This is a genomic window from Streptomyces sp. A0592 (genome assembly GCF_004795115.1).
In the GTDB taxonomy this organism is placed as follows: Bacteria; Actinomycetota; Actinomycetes; order Streptomycetales; family Streptomycetaceae; genus Streptomyces; species Streptomyces erythrochromogenes.
Genome location: NZ_SSBM01000035.1, coordinates 52,768 through 69,313, shown reverse-complemented (window position 1 = coordinate 69,313; position 16,546 = coordinate 52,768). Strand labels below are relative to the sequence as shown.

Sequence of the window (16,546 nt, the reverse complement as noted above, 5' to 3'; positions counted from 1 at the left end):
CCAGGCGGCGAGGCCCTCACCGTTCTCGTCGGCCCCCTCGAAGCCGCTGTACGCGGCCTCGTACGCGCCCTTGTCGAAGACCGCGGCGACCGCACCCGAGGCCACGGCGGGCGTCGCCCGGGCATGGGCCGGGGCGGGCGGCCCGGGGTCCGCCCGGCCCCCGACCTCGTCGCGGACGGGGCTGGGCAGCCAGCCGTCGGTGAACTCCGGCCGCGGGCCCACCTCGGGGTGCGCGTGCACGGACGCGATCAGGTCGACGGTCGTGGGGCGGTCCTGCGGGCGCTTGGCCAGGCACCACGCGATCAGGTCGTGCAGGTCGCGGGGGACGTGGCTGAGGTCGGGGTGCTCATGGACCACCCGGTACAGCGCGCCGGACTCCGGCCCGTTCCCGAAGGGCGGCACCCCGCCCGCCACGTACCCGGCGAGCGCCCCGAGCGCGAAGACGTCGGTGGCGGGCGTCACCCGGTGGCCCAGCGCCTGCTCGGGAGCCATGAAGGCGGCCGTGCCGATCCGCAGCCCCGTGCCGGTGAGCGCGGCCGCGTCGGCCGCCCTCGCGATACCGAAGTCGATCACCCGTGGCCCGTCACCGGCCACCAGCACGTTGGCCGGCTTGAGGTCGCGGTGGACGACGCCGGCCCGGTGAATGGCCTGGAGCGCCTCGGCGATGCCCGCGACGAGCAGCAGTACGGTGCGCGTCGGCAACGGCCCGTGCCGCCGCACCACTTCGTGCAGCGACGGGCCCGGCACGTAGGCGGTGGCCAGCCACGGGGTGCGGTCGTCGACGCCGGAGTCGACCACCTGGGCCGTGAAGAGGCCGTGGATCCGGCGCGCGCTCGCCACCTCCTGCGCGAACCGCTCGCGGAACTCGGGATCCGCCGCGAGCTCCTTGCGGACGGCCTTCAGCGCGATGGGCCGGCCCCCCGGCGTGTACGCCAGGTAGACCACCCCCATGCCGCCGGAGCCGAGGCGGGCGTGGAGGCGGTAGCCGCCGATCTCGTACGGGTCGTCGGCGGCCAGCGCCGTGAGGGCGGGCTGCGCGCCGGGATGGTGCTCGGACATGCGGTTGCTCTTTCAACGATGCGGCAATGACCTGCGCGCATCGTGCCGCTAACTAAAGTTTCAGTCAATGTGTGACAATGCGAGACGCACTCGGCCAGGAGGGAAGACGCAGTGACCGACCGCAGAACAGAGATCCTCACCGGCGCCGCGCGCGTCATCGCACGTCAGGGCGTCCGCGGGCTGCGGGTGGCGGACCTGGCGGCCGAGGCCGGCGTGTCCACCGCCCTGATCTACTACCACTTCAAGGACCGGGCCGGCATCCTGCGGCACGCGCTGGCGTTCATCGGCGACCGGGCCGACCGCTACACCGCCGAGGCGGAGGAGGAAGGCGCGCAGGCGGCGGCCCACCCGGCCGGGCCTCGGCAGCTGCTGGAGCGGACCCTGCTGCTGGAGTTCCAGGACCTGCCCGAGGTCCGCGAGAACAGCACGGCGTGGGGCGAACTGCGGGCCCACTCGGTCTTCGACCCCGAGCTGCGGGAGGACCTCGCTGCCGCGGGTGCGGCCTGGGCGGCCGAGGTCGCGGGTCACCTCACCGAGCTGTGCCCGACCGCCCCGCCGGGCGCCGCCGCCGCGGCCGCGGAACGGCTCACGGCCCTGCTGGAGGGACTCAGCGTCCGCTGGCTCAGCGGGCTGCTCCCCCTCCGGCACGCCCGCGGCCTGGTGCGCGAGGCGATCGCGGTGGAAGTGGGCCGCCTGGGCTCCCACCCCTCCCCCGCATCCCCCTCTCCCCACCCCTCACGAATTGACTGAAATTCCAGTCAGTGCCACAGTGTCGACACGAGGCCGCATCACTTCACCGTGCAGAGCGGCCGTTCGCGGTGCGGAGCGCGCACCCTTGTCCACAGGGCCCGGTTTGTCGGCCTACGTGACACTCGCGCCCGCCCTGGCCGGATGCACCCCTTCCGCCAGCCCACGATCGGAGTTCCCCGTGTCCTTCCTTCCCCCCACCCGCCGCACCGTCCTTCGCACCCTCGCCGGAATCGGCGCGATCGTCGCCGGCGCCTCGGCCTGCGGCCCCTCGGCGGTCGGAGTGCAGCCAGAGGCCACGAAGGGATCCGCCCCCGCGGCCGACGGGCGCCGCCTCGGCGCGGAGTGGGAGAGCCACACCCGAACCTTCATGGCCTGGCCGGCCCTGGCCGCCGGGGTGTGGGAGCAGGACCTGCGCTACGTACGCGAGGACATCGCGCGGATCGCCCGGGCCGTCGGCAAGTACGAGGCCGTCGTCATGATGGCCCGCCCCGACCAGGTGGCCGCGGCCCAGCGGGCCTGCGGCAACGACGTCGAGGTCATCCCGCTGGCGGTGGACGACCTGTGGGCCCGTGACACCGTCCCCGTCTTCGTGGAGGAGGGCGGCAAGGTCGTCGGCGTCGACTTCAACTTCAACGGCTGGGGCAACAAGCAGGAGCACGGGAACGACGGGGCGGTCGCCCGGGCCGTGCTCCAGAAGTACGGGATCCCCCGGATCCAGGCACCGATGGTCGCCGAGGGCGGCTCCTTCGAAACGGACGGCGAGGGCACCCTGCTGGTCACGGAGAGCTCGATCGTCAACGACAACCGCAACCGGGGCAAGAACCGGGACGTGATCGAGGCGGAGCTCAAGCAGACCCTGGGCGTCCAGAAGGTCGTCTGGCTGGCCGGCGTACGCGGCGAGGACATCACCGACGCCCACGTCGACAGCCTCGTACGCTTCGCCGCGCCCGGTGTCGTCCTGCTGGACCGCGCGCACCCCAGTACCCCGGCCGACTCCTGGTCGCGCTCCGCCGACCAGGCGAATTCCGTCCTGTCGAAGGCGACGGACGCCCGCGGCCGGCGCTTCGAGGTCATCGACCTGCCGCAGCCCGACCTGAACAGGATCACGGGCGAGGGCGACGACTTCGTGTCGACCTACGCCAACTTCTACATCGCGAACGACGCCGTCTTCATGCCGAAGTTCGGCGACCGCAAGGCCGACGACCGGGCCCGCGGAATCCTCCAGGAGCACTTCCCCAAGCGGGACATCGTGCCGGTCGCCATCGACACGATCGCCTCGGGCGGCGGCGGCATCCACTGCTCGACGCACGACCAGCCGGGGACGCCCGCGGCCTGAGCGGACCCCCCGCCCGGGCGTTACGGTGGCGGTATGGAACAGCGCATCAGCCTGGTCACCCTCGGCGTCGCGGACCTCGCCCGTGCCAAGAGCTTCTACACGGCGCTCGGCTGGCGCGGCACCGAGGTCGAGGAGACGGTCTTCCACCAGGCGGGCGGCCTGGCCCTGGTCCTGTGGGACCGCCGGAAGCTGGCCGCGGACTGCGGCCTCGCGGACACCCCGTCGGCCGGCTTCGGCGGCATCGCCCTGGCCCACAACGTGCGCACCGACGCCGAGGTGGACGCCGTCCTCGACGCGGCCGCGGCGGCCGGCGGCACGGTCACCCGGCCGGCCGGGGTCAACGCCATCGGTTTCTACTCGGGCGTCTTCACCGACCCCGACGGCCACGCCTGGGAGATCGCCCACAACCCCGGCTTCACCCTGACCGAGGACGGCTCCCTCGTGCTGCCCGACTTCGGCGGCTGACGCGGGAGGCATACGCGTACGCGCCCCGGGGCAACATCCGCCCCGGGGCGCGTTCTTGCGCCGGGCGCGGGCACGGTCCGGCTTCGGGTCCGACCCTCACCTTCCCTCACGCCAGGGTGAGTTGTGGCGATTGCCCGACTCGTCCCTGTGTTGACCCTGCGGGCTTCCTTAAGGGAACTTGAAGAACCCCTCCTGGCGGACTTTTTCGCTGGTCACCGGCCTAGGCTCAGCCGGACTCCCCTCCTCCCCTTCTCTTGCGAGGTGTTACCGGCATGAGCCGCAGCCGAACTCCCGAAACGCAGACCCGCGTCGAGGCCCGACGGAAGAAGACGGTGCGCACCCGCATCGTGCTGTCCGTCACCACGGCCGCCGCGGTGGTGGCGGTGGGGGTCGCGGTGGCCGACTCCGGCGATGACGCGCGTTCCGACCGGCGCACCGACGCCGCCGGCACGTCCTCCGGGACGGCGACCCCCACCCCGGACGCCGCCTCGCCCACCACCGACTCCCCGGCCACGGCGAGCGCGAGCGCCAGCGCGTCCGCGACGCCCGAGGCCTCCGCCTCGGCGTCCGCCACGCCCGCGGCCCCCGCGACGACGGAGAACGACGCCGAGACCAAGTCGGAGTCCTCCCCCGCCGCCAAGCCCCCGAAGAAGCCCTCCACCGGCACGGGCGGCGGCTCGGGCAGCACGGGCGGCTCCGGCGGGGGCGGCGGAGGCGGCAGCACGGGCGGGGGCGGCGGCACCGTCAACGGGGACGCCGAGTCCGCCGTGCTCGCCCTGGTCAACAAGGAACGGGCGGCCGCCGGATGCGGCGCCCTGACCTCCAACCCCAAGCTGAGCGCCGCCGCACGGGGGTACAGCGACACCATGGCCCGCGCCGGCGTCATGTCGCACACCGGACCGGACGGGTCCACGATGACCAGCCGGGTGGAGGCCGCCGGCTACAAGTGGTCCAACCTGGGCGAGAACATAGCCCGCGGGCAGGCCGACGCGGACGCCGTCATGAAGGCGTGGATGAACAGCTCCGGCCACCGGGCCAACATCCTCAACTGCGCCTTCAAGGAGATCGGCATAGGCGTCCACAAGGGCGACGGCGGCCCGTGGTGGACGCAGAACTTCGGCGCCCCGAGGTAACCGAGCCGCGCACAAAGGGCTTACGGGGCGAAAGCCCCTGCCGCCCCCTGAACCACGCTGAACCACCCTGAACCACCCCCCACAGCCACGTCCTCCCACCCGTCCGCGGGTGGGAGGACGTCGGCGTTCACCCGCCCGCCCGGCACACGGGCCGGCGCCGTTCCGGGGGGAGCCGGTGACAGACCGGCCGGAACGTCGGACACTATGGGGCCGTGCCCCGAACTCCGCGCTACCTGCTCATATGGCTGTCGTGCACGGCCGCCAGCGTGACCGCCGTGCTCGCGACGGTCCAGTTCGTGGTCGGCTCGACCCGGCATACGCCCCCGGTCGCACGGTCCGCCCCGACGGTCATCGACACGCCTCCCGCCTGGCAGGCGGGCAGCCCGCCTGCCGACACGCCGTCCCCGTCCGCGTCGGCCAGCCCCTCGCCCACGGCGTCGCAGAGCCCCTCCCCGACGACGGCCGCCCCCACGCCCGTCAAGGCCACGTCGGGCGCGCCCCGGACCCCCGCACCGAGGAAGGTCGACTGCGAGGAGGGAGGGGCGGGCCTGTACACCGTCCCGGCGCAGGGCGGGAAGGTGACGGTGCGGTACGGGAGCCGCGGCGTGTGCCTGATCTCGGCAGTCCCCAGCCGGGGCTTCAAGACCTCCACCTCGCAGACCTCGGACAGCACCCTGACGGTGACGTTCACGAGCTCCGACCACAAGTCGGTCGTCACGGCGACGATCGATCCGAGCGCGAAGGCCAGCGTCCGCGAATCGTCCTTCTGAGTCCCGCTCGGCCGCTCCCGCCCCTTTCACCGGGATCAACACCTTGTGTCCGCCCATGGACCGGGTTCCGGCGAAGCGGAAGGTGAGCTCTTCCTTAGGGCAAGCTCAAGATCACGCCGAGGCGGTTCCACGGGGCCCGGGCGGTCCTATGCTCGCGTCAGCCGAGCGGCCGACGGCACCGGGGAACGACACCCCGGCGCACCGTCGGGCCGCCGGTTTCACCGAGCCGGGGGGCGTTTCGCCCATCCCGCAGTCCGAACCGTGCCTTGGGGTGTCTCCGCCATGAGTTCTCGCATGCTCCGACCCGTCCGCGCCGACCGCCGTACGACGTCGCCCCGCTCCACAGCGCCCCTGGGAAGGCGGCTGCCGCTGGTCGCCGCGGCCGTCGTCGCAGCGGGCCTGACCGCGGCCTGCGGCCCGTCCTCCGAACCCGCCGGCTCCGCCGCCCCAGCCACGGCCGCCCAGTCCTCGCAGGCCTTCCCCTCCGAGTCGCAGTCCGCGACGGCCTCCGCCGAGACGTCCCCGACCGCTTCGGCCTCGCCGTCCGCCTCTGCCTCCGCCTCCGCCTCGGCGTCCTCCTCACCGACCCCCTCGCGGGCGCAGTCCGGTTCCGGTTCGACCGGCGGCGGCTCCGCCAAGCCGGCCCGTACGTCCGCCGCACCGGCGCCGGCCAAGGTGCCCGGCCCCGGCTACGACAGCTCCGCCGACGCGCAGAAGCAGATCGACGCGGCGCTGCGCGCCGCCAAGGCCGACGGGCGGATGGTGCTGCTCGACTTCGGCGCGAACTGGTGCGGCAACTGCAAGGCCGCCGACAAGGTGTTCGCCCAGTCGCAGACCGCCGGGATCCTCGGGACCTCGTACCACCTGGTCAAGGTGGACATCGGCGGCAACAGCTCCGCCAACTCCGCGCTCCTGCGCAAGTACAGCCCCTCGGGCGGCACCTACACGATGCCCGTCCTGGTCGTCGTCTCGCCGTCCGGCACGGTGCGCACCGACACCCACGTCACGGGCAACCCGTCGCTGACCTCGGAGGGCATCAACTCCTTCCTGCGCAAGTGGGCGGCATGAGACGACCGGTTCGGGCGTCCGCCCTCGTCCCGGCCGCCGCCGGCCTCGCGGTGGCGGCCGTGCTGGCCGTCGCCGGCCTCTGGACGGACGACGGCGCCGACGCGGGGGCCCGGGCCGGACGGCCGAACGCGATCGTCGCCGCGGCGGGGGCGACGGTCATGGACCCCGGCACCCGGCAGGACGCGCCCGCCCTGGCCGGTGCCGACCTGGACGGCAATCAGGTCGCGCTCGGTGATTTCCGGGGCCAGGTCGTCGTCCTGAACGCCTGGGGCTCGTGGTGCGGCCCCTGCCGCGCGGAGGCGGACGACCTGGAGCGGCTCAGCCGGCAGACCCGGGGCGACGGGGTCCGGTTCCTCGGGATCAACACCCGGGACCGCGACCGGGCCGCCGCCCGGTCCTTCGTACGCGCCCACGACATGACGTTCCCCAGCCTCCACGACCCCGACGGCGAACTCCTGCTCCGGTTCCCGCCCTCCTTGGTCAACCCGCAGGCGATCCCCTCGACGCTCGTGATCGACCGGCGCGGGCGCGTCGCCGCCGCCATCGGCGGGGCCGTCACCGACGAGCAGCTGCGGCCCCTGCTCGCCCGCGTCCTGGAGGAGGAGTCGTGAAGGACGTCGCACACTGGACGCTCGCCGTCGCGGACGCCCCTTCCCTCGTCAACGGGACCCTCGCGATCGCTGCGCCCGTGGCGTTCGTCGCGGGACTCGTCTCCTTCCTCTCGCCGTGCGTGCTGCCCCTCGTACCGGGCTACCTCAGCTACGTGACCAGCCTGTCGGTCGCCGACCTGGCGGACGCGCGCGGCGGGCGGCGCAGCCGGATGGCGACCGGCGCGCTGCTGTTCGTGCTGGGTTTCACCGCGGTCCTCGTCTCGGGCGGCGCCCTGTTCGGGTACTTCGGCAGGAGCCTGCTGGCGCACCAGGAGACGGTCACCCAGGTGCTCGGCGTCCTCACCGTGCTCATGGGGCTGTCCTTCATGGGGTTCCTGCCGGGCTTCGCCCAGCGGGAGTTCCGCAGCCACCGGCGTCCCGCGCTGGGACTCGCCGGGGCGCCCGCCCTCGGGGCGGTGTTCGCGGTCGGCTGGACCCCGTGCATCGGCCCGACGCTGGCCGCCGTGCAGGCGCTCGCCTGGACCGAGGCGAGCGCGGTCCGCGGGGCCCTGCTGATGGCCGCCTACTGTCTGGGGCTGGGCCTGCCGTTCGTCCTGGCGGCGCTGGCCTTCCGCCGGGCTCTGGGCGCCTTCGGACTGGTCAAGCGCCACTACCCGTGGGTTCTGCGAACCGGCGGGGGGCTGCTCGTACTCGTCGGCGGGCTGCTGGCCACCGGCGTGTGGAACGACATCGTGTACAGCATGCAGTTGTGGAGCGCGAACTTCACCACGGCCCTCTGAGACCCGACCGATCCGACCGACCCCATCCGACCCCGTCCGACCGAACCGACCCCATCCGATTCACGCAACGCAGAGGCACAGATGAACGTTTCCACGCAGGTGAGGCGCTCCCGCACGGTCCGCGTCGCGGCCGCCCTCCTCTCCCTGGCCGCGCTGTCGGCCTGCGGCGGGCAGCCCGCCGCGGACGCCGTGACCGCCGCCGGCGCCGCCGCCCCCACGACGCGCTTCTCCGAGAACGGGGTCACCGTCACGCTGTCCGTCTCCGACTGGAAGGCCTCGGAGGGCACCCTGACCGCGGTCTTCACACCGGAGAAGAAGGGCTTCCACCTCTACAGCACCGAGCTGCCGGCCACCGGCATCGAGGGGGTCGGCCGGCCGACCGCCGTGGCGGTCACCGGAGCCCTCAAGGCGAAGGGCGGCCTCAAGGCTGCCGCGGAGGTACGGTCGATCAGCGTGCCCGGCGTGGACGCCCAGGTCCCGGTCTACCCCGACGGCCCGGTCACCACGACGCTGCCCGTCCGCGCCGACGGGAACGGGGACGCGACGGTGCTGGTCGGCTACGCGAGTTGCAGCACGCGGGACGGCTGCACCATTCCGGTGTCCGACCGCCCCGTACGGCTGCGCATCACCGGTGACGGCCCCACCTTCGAGGCTCCCTGACGGCAGTCCTTCGGCGGGGGCGGACCCGGCGGGCGCCCGGTTCGCGCGGCTTCGTATGATCCTGGGGGTTCGCGGCCGCCCCCGCGCACTGCCGTTCACCGCCGGCCGGGCGCCTGCCCGCCGGCCCTGCCCCGAAGACGCCATCCCCCTTGAGCACCGACCAGATCGCCCCCGAGCGCGAGCACGAGCACGCGCGACCGCGCCCGTCCGCCGCCCCGCCCGGCCGGATACTGCCGCGCCTCGTGGGACGTGCCCCCGCTCCGGCACCGGGTACCGTCCTGCACAGCGCCAGCGGTGCCACCGCCGTCATGCTGGCCCTGGTGGCCATCGGCGCCGCCCTCCACGAACCCGTCCTCATACCCCCGCTGGCCGCGTCCGCGGCGATCGTGCACAGCGTGCCCGGGCTGCCGCTGGCCCAGCCCCGCAGCGTGATCGCCGGCCACCTGCTGTGCGCCGCCGTCGGATATGCGGGGCTCGGCGCCTTCGGCAGCTCGCCCTGGGTGGCGGCCGTCGCGGCGGGGCTCTCCCTCGCCGTGATGACCCTGGCCCGGACCCCGCACTCCCCCGCCTGCGCCACCGCCGTCGTCATCGTCCTGCGGACGCCGGACCCCCGCACCTTCGTCCCCCTGCTGGCCGGGGCGGCCCTGCTCGTCGTCCTCGCGGGCTGTGCCCTCTCGCGCGCCCGCCGCACCGGAACCCGCTACCCGCAGTACTGGTGGTGAGCCCAGGCGGCCCTGCCCCTAAGGTGTCCGCATGCCGAGCGTCCTGGTCGTCGAAGACGACCCCAGCATCCGCCAGTCCCTGATCGAGGTCCTGTCGGAACACGGGTATGCCGTACGCAGCGCCGCCGACGGGTTCAGTGCCCTGCGCGAGGTCACCCAGACGCCGGTCGACGCCGTGGTCCTCGACCTGGGGCTGCCGGACCTGGACGGAGGGGACGCCCTGCGCATGATCCGGGGCATATCCTCCGTGCCCGTCCTGGTGGCCACCGCCCGTGACGACGAGTCGGAGATCATCAAGATCCTCAACGCGGGCGCGGACGACTACCTGGTCAAGCCCTTCTCCGGAGGGCAGCTCGTCGCACGTCTGTCCGCCGTCCTGCGGCGCACCAGCCACGTCCCGCCCACCGGCGCCGGCGCCGCGGGCGCGGCCGTCGCCGCGGCGGCCGAACCGCTGCGGGCCACCGTCGTGGGCGAGCTGGCGGTGGACCCGGGTGCGCGCACCGCGTACCTGGCCGGGCGGGAGCTGCGCCTCACCCGCCGTGAGTTCGACCTGCTGGCCTTCCTCGCCCACCACTCGGGGCAGGTCGTCTCCAAACGCCGTCTGCTGACGGAGGTCTGGCGGGAGCCGTACGTGGACGACCAGACCGTCGACGTGCACCTGTCGTCCCTGCGGCGCAAGCTCGGCGAACGCGCGGCGGCCCCGCGCTACCTGCTGACCGTCCGGGGCGTGGGCATCAAGCTGGTGGCCCCGCGGTGAGGCGCTCACTGGCCGGAGTGGCTCTCGCCGTGACCTCCATGGTCGCCCTCTCCTTCCTCATACCGCTGGCGGCGCTGGTGATGTCGCTGGTCAAGGAGCAGGGCGTCAACGCCGCCGAGCAGCGCGCCGCCGCCCTGGCGCCCGTGCTCACCCTGACCACGGACCCGAACGCGCTGCGGGAGTCCGCGGCGAGCCTGGACGCGTCCGACTACCTGGTGGTGCACCTGCCGGGCTCCGGGCCCCTCGGCACCTCCAGGGCCCCGGCAGCGCTGCTCGAACGGGCCCAGCAGGGACGCGAGTCCATCTCCCAGGAGATCCCCGACGGCTGGATCTGCCTCCAGCCGGTGGTGCTCCCCGGCGACCAGGTCGCCGTCATCGAGAACTTCGTCCCCGAGGCGGAACTCACGCGCGGGGTCAAGGAATCGTGGGCGGTCATGCTCTTCCTCGCGGTGGGGCTGGTCGGCGGTTCCGTCCTGGTCGCCGACCGCCTCGGCGCGAAGGTCGTACGGTCGTCGAAGCGGCTGTCGCAGGCGTCCCACGCCCTCGGCCAGGGCGACCTGGACACCCGCGTGGAGCCCATGGGTCCCAAGGAGCTGCGCGACGCGGGCATCGCCTTCAACGCGATGGCCCACCGGATGACCGAGCTGCTCGCCGTCGAACGCGAACTCGTCGCCGACCTTTCCCACCGGCTGCGCACCCCGCTGACCGCCCTGCACCTCGCGTCGGAGCGGATGGCCGGAACGCCGGAGTCGGCCAGGGTGGAGGCGGCGGTCGGCGAGCTGGAGACGGAGCTCCAGGCCATCATCGCCGCGGCGCGGACCCCTCTCGCCGTGGGCCCCATGGGGCAGGGCCTGCTCGGTACGGACCCGGCCGCGGGCCAGGCCTCGACCGGTGCGGGGGCGTCCGGTCCGCGCTGCGAGGCGGCCGAGGTCGTGAGCCGCCGCACCGCCTTCTGGACGGTCCTGGCGGAACAGCAGAACCGGTGCTGCACCCTCGACCTGACCCAGGAGCCGACGGCCGTCAGCCTCTCCGACGACGACATCGCCGCCGTGGTGGACGCGCTGATCGGCAACATCTTCCGGCACACCGCGCCCGGGACCCCGTTCGGCGTGCAGGTCGTGCGCACCGCCCAGGCCGTGGAGCTGGTCGTGGAGGACGGCGGCCCCGGCATCCCCGAACCGGACCGGGCCCTGTCCCGCGGCAGCAGCACCGGGTCCTCCGGACTGGGCCTCGACATCGCGCAGCGGGCGGCGACCGCCACGGGCGGCTCCATGCGCATCACCCGCGGCCCGCTGGGCGGCGCGCACATCACCGTGACGTTCGCGCTGGCCCCGTCCGCCCCGTCCGGCCGCAGGCTGCGCCGCCCCCGCACGTCCCGCCGCCGCCCGGCCTGGACCCGCGGCCGGTAGTGCCCGGCGGGCCAGGCCCCGCGACCGGTGGATCACGGCCGGCGCCGGCTACTCGGCCTGTGCGGTCTTGGCGGCCGCCTTGAGTTTGCGCCAGACCGTGCCGAGGGCCTCCAGGTCCTCCGCGTCGAGGAGGTCCGTGAAGACAGGCGCCAGGGCCTCGCGACGGGTGGCGTCGGCCGCCGCGAAGACGGTGCGGCCGGCCGGTGTGAGCGAGACCTCCACCGAGCGGGCGTCGCGCGCCGACGGCGTACGGGTCACCAGGCCACGGCTCTGCAGGGCGTCCACGACCCGGGAGACCTGGCTGCGGCTGAGCAGGGTGCTGTTCCCGAGGACGGAGGCGGGCACCGGCTCGGGGCTGGACGCCAGCCACAGCATGACCTCGAACCAGGACACGGGCAGGTCGTGCGCCTTGACCAGCGCCTTGTCCACGCGGTCCGTCATCGTCGTGCCGGCCCAGACCAGCCCGTAGAAGGCGTAGTCGGCCGCCGGCATCTCGGCTTCTGTGAGCTTCTTCGGCATGTCGCACAGTCTAGAGGTTGCGTGTGCACGCACATAACTTTAAAGTGTGTGTGCACGCACATAAATCCGATCCTCCAGAGGTATGCCATGTCCACGCTCCCCACCGCTCCCGCCGCGACCACCGCCGACGCCTCCCTGCGTACCGTCCTGATCACCGGCACCTCCTCCGGCATCGGGCTGGCGGCGGCCGTCGCCGCGGCCCGCGCCGGATGGCGCACGGTGGCCACGCTGCGCGACACCGGCCGGGCCCACGCCCTGCGCAAGGCCGCCGCCGAGGCGGGCGTCGAGATCGACATCCGCCGCCTCGACGTCGTCGACGAGGAGTCCGCGACCGCCGCCATCGACGGCGTGATCGCCGACTACGGCCGACTGGACGCCGTCGTCAACAACGCCGGCGCCGGACACCTCGGCACCCTGGAGCTGGAATCCGTGGCCGACGTCCGCGAGGTCATGGAGGTCAACTTCTTCGGCGTACTCAACGTCTCCAAGGCGGCACTCCCCCACCTCCGGGCCACCGGCGGCCGCCTGATCACCGTCACCAGCGTCGGCGGCGTCATCGGCCAGCCCTTCAACGAGGCCTACTGCGCCGCGAAGTTCGCGGTGGAGGGGTACATGGAGAGCCTGGCGCCCGTCGCGAGCACCCTGGGCGTGAGCGTGTCCGTCATCGAGCCGGGCGCGGTGGCGACCGAGTTCGTCAACAACATCGGACTGGACCTCGGCGCCCGGATCGCCGCCGCCGGACCGTACGCCGACGCGCTGCGCACCTACATCGACCGCACGGTCAGCCAGTTCACCGAGGATGCAGCCCAGACCCCGGCCGGGGCGGCCGAGGCCGTCATGGAGGCGCTGACCGCCGACCGTCCCGCCTTCCGCATCCAGACCTCGCAGTGGGCCCGCGACTTCACCGCGACCAAGCTGACGGACCAGGACGGCTCGGCCGTGCTCGGCATGACGGGCACCTGGGTGGGCTGACCGCACCCTGCCGGGCCCGCCAGGACCGGGGCGGGGCCAGGCGCGGGGGCGGCCGACCTGCGCTCCGCGCGCGGCGGGGTCAGCATGGGAGGAGGCCGGCCGGGCGCCGCCCGGCCGCCGGACCGCCTGACCGCCGCGCCGCGGCGCGTCCCCGCAGGGAGGTGACCCGCGCCCATGGACGAATCACGCAAGGCCTGGATCGCGATCGGCATCGTCGTCACCGTCATCCTCCTGAACCTCGCGGCCATCATCCTCATGAACACGGTCGGCCTGTGACCGTCTGACGGCACCCGGCTGAGGCTCCGGTCCGCCCCCGGCTCCCGGGGGCGGACCTTTCGTGCGTACGGGAGCCGCTCGCCGGCGCCCGCGCCGCCATTTCTGACATTTCCCCAACTCTCCTGACCTGACGGGCAGTTCGAGCTCTCCGCGAATGAAGCAGAGGCTGCGCGCACCCTTGCCGCGACAACCCGGTTCGCGAATGATGCTCCCGGCGTGTCGGTCGGCGGTGGCCGTCATCGGCCCGCCACCCTCGAACCCGTCCGGCCAGGAGGCCAGTTGTGCCAGTTGTGCGGTCCAACCGTCACATCCGCAGATCCCTCGTCGTCCTCGGCGCCGCCCTCGCGCTCGTCGTAGGCGTCCCCCAGGTGGCCTTCGCGGCTCCGCCCCCGGCGCTGCCCGGCCAGGCCGAGGCGATCGAGCTGACCTTCCAGCCCGCCTACGACTACGACACCGACGGCTGCTACCCGACACCCGCCATAGGACCGACCGGGGTCCTGAACGGCGGGCTCAAGCCCACCGGCGCCCTCGACGGCAACTGCCGGGATGCCTCGGACCTCGCCAACACCAACGGGTACTCGCGCTGGAAGTGCAACAACGGCTGGTGCGCCGTGGTCTACGCGCTCTACTTCGAGAAGGACCAGGCCATCCCCGGCATCAGCCTCGGCGGCCACCGCCACGACTGGGAACACGTGGTGGTGTGGATCCAGAACAACGAGGCGAAGTACGTCGCCACCTCCGCGCACGGCGACTTCGTGGTCCACGCGCGCGACCGGATCCGCTGGGACGGCACCCATCCCAAGGTCGTCTACCACAAGGACGGAATCGGCACCCACTGCTTCCGTGCGGCGAACACCAACGACGAGCCGCCGGAGAACCACCGCGGCACCTGGCAGTACCCCACGCTCGTCGGCTGGTCGGGATACCCGGCGACGCTGCGGGACAAGCTCAGCCAGGCCGACTTCGGCAGCGCGCACTTCGGCCTGAAGGACGGCTCCTTCACGTCCCACCTGGCGGAGGCCAAGCCGGCGGGCATCCCCTTCGACCCGTACCTGTAGCCGCCCGCCACCGGGGCGCCGGGCACCCCGCGCTGCTCCTCCCCCGTCACAGGCGCAGGAGGAGCAGCGCGATGTCGTCCGTGTGGTGCGAGGCCGCACCGGTACCGCGCAGCAGGGCCTCGATGAGGTCGTCCAGGTCCGCCCCGTCGTGGTCGGCGAGGACCGCGGCGAGGTCGTCGGTGCCGCGCTCAGCGTCGATGCCGGCCGCGGTGGGCTTCTCCACCAGCCCGTCGGTGTAGAGGGTCAGGAGGGTCCCCGGCTCCAGCTCCAGGCGGGTCACGGGGCACGGGGTGTCGAGGCCGACCCCGAGGAGCGGCCAGGGGTCGAGCTCTACGCGGTGGGGCGGGGAGCCGGGGGCGTGCACCAGCGGTGGCGGATGCCCGGCGCTGGCCAGCGTCGCGCACCGGCTCGTCAGGTCGATGTGGACGTAGAGGCAGGACACGAGCAGATCGGTGTCCAGGCCAGCCAGGAGGCGGCCGGTGCGGGCGAGGACCGCACCCGGCGGGGCGCCCGCGGCGGCGCGGATGGCAGTACGGACCTGGCCCATGAGGGCGGCCGCGGCGACGTTGTGCCCCTGGACGTCGCCGATGACGGCCGCGACGGTGGTGTCGTCCAGCACGATGACGTCGTAGAAGTCCCCGCCGATGTCCATGCCGTGGCCCGCGGGCAGATAGCGGGCGGCGGCGGCCAGGCCCGGCACCGTGGGCAGGGTGTGCGGGAGGAGTGCCTGCTGGAGTCCGTGGGCGAGGTCGTGCGCCGCGTCGTGCAGGCGGGCCCGGTCGAGGGCCTGGGCGACGAGACCGGCCAGGGAGGTGAGGACGGCGCGCTCGTCGGCGGTGAAGGCGTGCGGCCGCTCGTAGGAGAGGATGCAGCAGCCCACCGGCCGGCCGGAGACGGTCAAGGGGAGGAACGCCCAGGCGCGTTTGCCGCTGATCTGCGGTGCGCCGGGATGCAGGCGGGCCATCGCCGCGGCGTCGTCGAAGAAGGCGGGAAGGCCGGTGGCCATGACCTGTCCCGCCGGAGTCAGCCCGGTGTCCAGGGGCAGTCCGTCGAGCCGCTCGATGACCGCCGGGTCGTACCCGTGGTGGCCGGTGATCTTCAGGCGGCCCGCGTCGGCGGCGGACAGGACGAGGGCGTCGGCCCCGAAGGCGGGCAGGACCTGGTGGGCGACCAGTTCCACGACGTCGCGGACGGTGACGGTCTCCGTCATGGCGGCCGCGAGGTGCAGGAGCTGGTGGACCCGGCCGGTCTGCGGTCCGGCGGTCCCTGCGGACAGGCCGGACCGGACCTCCTCGGTGTGCCGGGCGGGGCGGGTGATGCGGACGCTGATGCCGCTGGAGTCCGGATAGAGCTGGAAGCCCAGCGGGACGTCCGGCGGGCGCAGGGCGGTGAACCCCACCGGCTCGCGGCTGAGGACGGCCGCGCGGTACCGGTCCTCGACCAGCGGTGCGTCCAGCCAGGGCAGGGACTGCCAGGGCCAGGTGCCCAGCAACTGGCCGGACGCGCGGCCCAGCAGGGCCTCGGCGGTGCCGTCCACGAACGTGATCCGGCCCTCCAGGTCCAGGGCCAGGGCTCCCTCGGGCAGGCGTTCCGCCCAGTCGGCAGCGGCCTGCGGGGGCCGGCCGCCGAACCTACGGGGCGGTGTGGCCGGGATGACGCGGGGCAGGTCGGGCAGCGCCGGTACCCCGTCGGCCTGGTCCAGCATCCGCGCGACGCGGCGGGCGGCCGAGGTGATGTGGTGCTGTTCACGCAGGCTCGGCGTACGGGCGTGGCCGGCGGGCCACAGCAGGAACAGGGCACCGTGGGAGCCCCGGCGGCCCGTCAGCGGGGCCGATGCCAGGCAGAACTCATAAGGCAGGCTCACGGCGGCCTGCGGGTAGTCGTGGGCGAGCTCCTCCTGCGAGCCGATCCAGACCAGCCGTTCCTCGCGTACGGCGTCGCTCACGGGGGTGGAAGCGGCCGGGGAGATCCGGTACCACGGCCTCGCCACCTCGGCCGGGACGCCGCACAGCACGACGAGTCCCAGCAGGCCGTGCGCCGGCCCGTCCCAGAGGTGGAACCCGCCGGCGGACGCCCCCGTCCGCCGGATCGTCTCGGTCAGCGCCTCGTCCAGCAGCCAGGATCCGGCCCGGCCCGCAGCCGTAGACGCATCCGCAGCATCCGTATGCGCAAGGTCCTCACCGCCGCCGCTCACAACCCACC

17 protein-coding genes are annotated in these 16,546 nt (G+C 73.7%); 14 read left to right on the top strand and 3 right to left on the bottom strand.

Annotated elements, in window-relative coordinates:
• A partial coding sequence (locus E6U81_RS32495) for a serine/threonine-protein kinase (RefSeq protein ID WP_136233605.1) occupies positions 1-1,059 on the bottom strand: 1,059 nt, incomplete at its 3' end.
• A 111-nt stretch (positions 1,060-1,170) separates the two neighbouring features.
• Here E6U81_RS32495 and E6U81_RS32490 point away from each other — a divergent pair.
• The 12 genes from E6U81_RS32490 to E6U81_RS32430 all read left to right on the top strand — a co-directional run bounded on the left by E6U81_RS32490 (position 1,171) and on the right by E6U81_RS32430 (position 11,519).
• The gene (locus tag E6U81_RS32490) at positions 1,171-1,809 is read left to right on the top strand and encodes a TetR/AcrR family transcriptional regulator (RefSeq protein WP_136233604.1); all 639 of its coding nucleotides are present in this window, start codon (positions 1,171-1,173) and stop codon (positions 1,807-1,809) included.
• 178 nt (positions 1,810-1,987) lie between these two features.
• Positions 1,988-3,145 carry an agmatine deiminase family protein gene (locus E6U81_RS32485; RefSeq protein WP_136233603.1) on the top strand — a complete coding sequence of 386 codons (1,158 nt, stop codon included), beginning with the start codon at positions 1,988-1,990 and terminating at the stop codon, positions 3,143-3,145.
• A 33-nt stretch (positions 3,146-3,178) separates the two neighbouring features.
• Positions 3,179-3,610 carry a VOC family protein gene (locus E6U81_RS32480; RefSeq protein WP_136233602.1) on the top strand — a complete coding sequence of 144 codons (432 nt, stop codon included), beginning with the start codon at positions 3,179-3,181 and terminating at the stop codon, positions 3,608-3,610.
• A gap of 272 nt (positions 3,611-3,882) precedes the next feature.
• Positions 3,883-4,743, top strand: coding sequence for a CAP domain-containing protein (locus E6U81_RS32475; RefSeq protein WP_136233601.1), 861 nt, complete (start codon positions 3,883-3,885; stop codon positions 4,741-4,743).
• A 212-nt stretch (positions 4,744-4,955) separates the two neighbouring features.
• Positions 4,956-5,513 (top strand): hypothetical protein, encoded by a 558-nt coding sequence (locus tag E6U81_RS41360; protein WP_240804141.1) that lies wholly within the window; start codon positions 4,956-4,958, stop codon positions 5,511-5,513.
• 294 nt (positions 5,514-5,807) lie between these two features.
• Positions 5,808-6,581, top strand: coding sequence for a thioredoxin family protein (locus E6U81_RS32460; protein ID WP_136233600.1), 774 nt, complete (start codon positions 5,808-5,810; stop codon positions 6,579-6,581).
• Positions 6,578-7,192 carry a TlpA disulfide reductase family protein gene (locus tag E6U81_RS32455; protein ID WP_136233599.1) on the top strand — a complete coding sequence of 205 codons (615 nt, stop codon included), beginning with the start codon at positions 6,578-6,580 and terminating at the stop codon, positions 7,190-7,192. Before E6U81_RS32460 ends, E6U81_RS32455 begins: the two co-directional genes overlap by 4 nt.
• Complete coding sequence (locus tag E6U81_RS32450) at positions 7,189-7,971, top strand: cytochrome c biogenesis protein CcdA (protein WP_136233598.1); 783 nt, start codon at positions 7,189-7,191, stop codon at positions 7,969-7,971. The genes E6U81_RS32455 and E6U81_RS32450 overlap by 4 nt, the downstream gene beginning before the upstream one ends.
• Before the next feature lie 81 nt (positions 7,972-8,052).
• Positions 8,053-8,631, top strand: a complete 579-nt coding sequence (locus E6U81_RS32445; protein WP_136233597.1) for a hypothetical protein — start codon at positions 8,053-8,055, stop codon at positions 8,629-8,631.
• A gap of 149 nt (positions 8,632-8,780) precedes the next feature.
• On the top strand, positions 8,781-9,353 hold the full coding sequence (locus tag E6U81_RS32440) for an HPP family protein (protein ID WP_136233596.1): 573 nt from the start codon (positions 8,781-8,783) through the stop codon (positions 9,351-9,353).
• A gap of 31 nt (positions 9,354-9,384) precedes the next feature.
• Complete coding sequence (locus E6U81_RS32435) at positions 9,385-10,110, top strand: response regulator transcription factor (RefSeq protein ID WP_136233595.1); 726 nt, start codon at positions 9,385-9,387, stop codon at positions 10,108-10,110.
• On the top strand, positions 10,107-11,519 hold the full coding sequence (locus tag E6U81_RS32430; RefSeq protein ID WP_136233594.1) for a HAMP domain-containing sensor histidine kinase: 1,413 nt from the start codon (positions 10,107-10,109) through the stop codon (positions 11,517-11,519). Before E6U81_RS32435 ends, E6U81_RS32430 begins: the two co-directional genes overlap by 4 nt.
• Positions 11,520-11,567: 48 nt before the next feature.
• On the opposite strand, the gene E6U81_RS32425 is transcribed toward E6U81_RS32430, so the two are convergent.
• A complete protein-coding gene (locus E6U81_RS32425; protein ID WP_136233593.1) occupies positions 11,568-12,038 on the bottom strand; it encodes a MarR family winged helix-turn-helix transcriptional regulator in 471 nt (156 codons plus the stop codon).
• An 87-nt stretch (positions 12,039-12,125) separates the two neighbouring features.
• Here E6U81_RS32425 and E6U81_RS32420 point away from each other — a divergent pair, with 87 nt between their 5' ends.
• Positions 12,126-13,010, top strand: a complete 885-nt coding sequence (locus E6U81_RS32420; RefSeq protein WP_136233592.1) for an SDR family NAD(P)-dependent oxidoreductase — start codon at positions 12,126-12,128, stop codon at positions 13,008-13,010.
• 566 nt (positions 13,011-13,576) lie between these two features.
• Positions 13,577-14,344, top strand: coding sequence for an NPP1 family protein (locus tag E6U81_RS32415; RefSeq protein ID WP_136233610.1), 768 nt, complete (start codon positions 13,577-13,579; stop codon positions 14,342-14,344).
• 46 nt (positions 14,345-14,390) lie between these two features.
• Here the strand turns inward: E6U81_RS32415 and E6U81_RS32410 are convergent, their stop codons facing one another.
• Positions 14,391-16,457, bottom strand: coding sequence for a SpoIIE family protein phosphatase (locus tag E6U81_RS32410; protein ID WP_136233609.1), 2,067 nt, complete (start codon positions 16,455-16,457; stop codon positions 14,391-14,393).
• Between the last annotated feature and the right edge of the window lie 89 nt (positions 16,458-16,546).

Bases quoted from the DNA above. Each gene is read 5' to 3' on its own strand.
- E6U81_RS32435 (WP_136233595.1), top strand. From the start codon at position 9,385: ATGCCGAGCGTCCTGGTCGTCGAAGACGACCCCAGCATCCGCCAGTCC.
- E6U81_RS32475 (WP_136233601.1), top strand. From the start codon at position 3,883: ATGAGCCGCAGCCGAACTCCCGAAACGCAGACCCGCGTCGAGGCCCGA.
- E6U81_RS32425 (WP_136233593.1), bottom strand. From the start codon at position 12,038: ATGCCGAAGAAGCTCACAGAAGCCGAGATGCCGGCGGCCGACTACGCC.
- E6U81_RS32455 (WP_136233599.1), top strand. From the start codon at position 6,578: ATGAGACGACCGGTTCGGGCGTCCGCCCTCGTCCCGGCCGCCGCCGGC.
- E6U81_RS32445 (WP_136233597.1), top strand. From the start codon at position 8,053: ATGAACGTTTCCACGCAGGTGAGGCGCTCCCGCACGGTCCGCGTCGCG.
- E6U81_RS32480 (WP_136233602.1), top strand. From the start codon at position 3,179: ATGGAACAGCGCATCAGCCTGGTCACCCTCGGCGTCGCGGACCTCGCC.
- E6U81_RS32420 (WP_136233592.1), top strand. From the start codon at position 12,126: ATGTCCACGCTCCCCACCGCTCCCGCCGCGACCACCGCCGACGCCTCC.
- E6U81_RS32460 (WP_136233600.1), top strand. From the start codon at position 5,808: ATGCTCCGACCCGTCCGCGCCGACCGCCGTACGACGTCGCCCCGCTCC.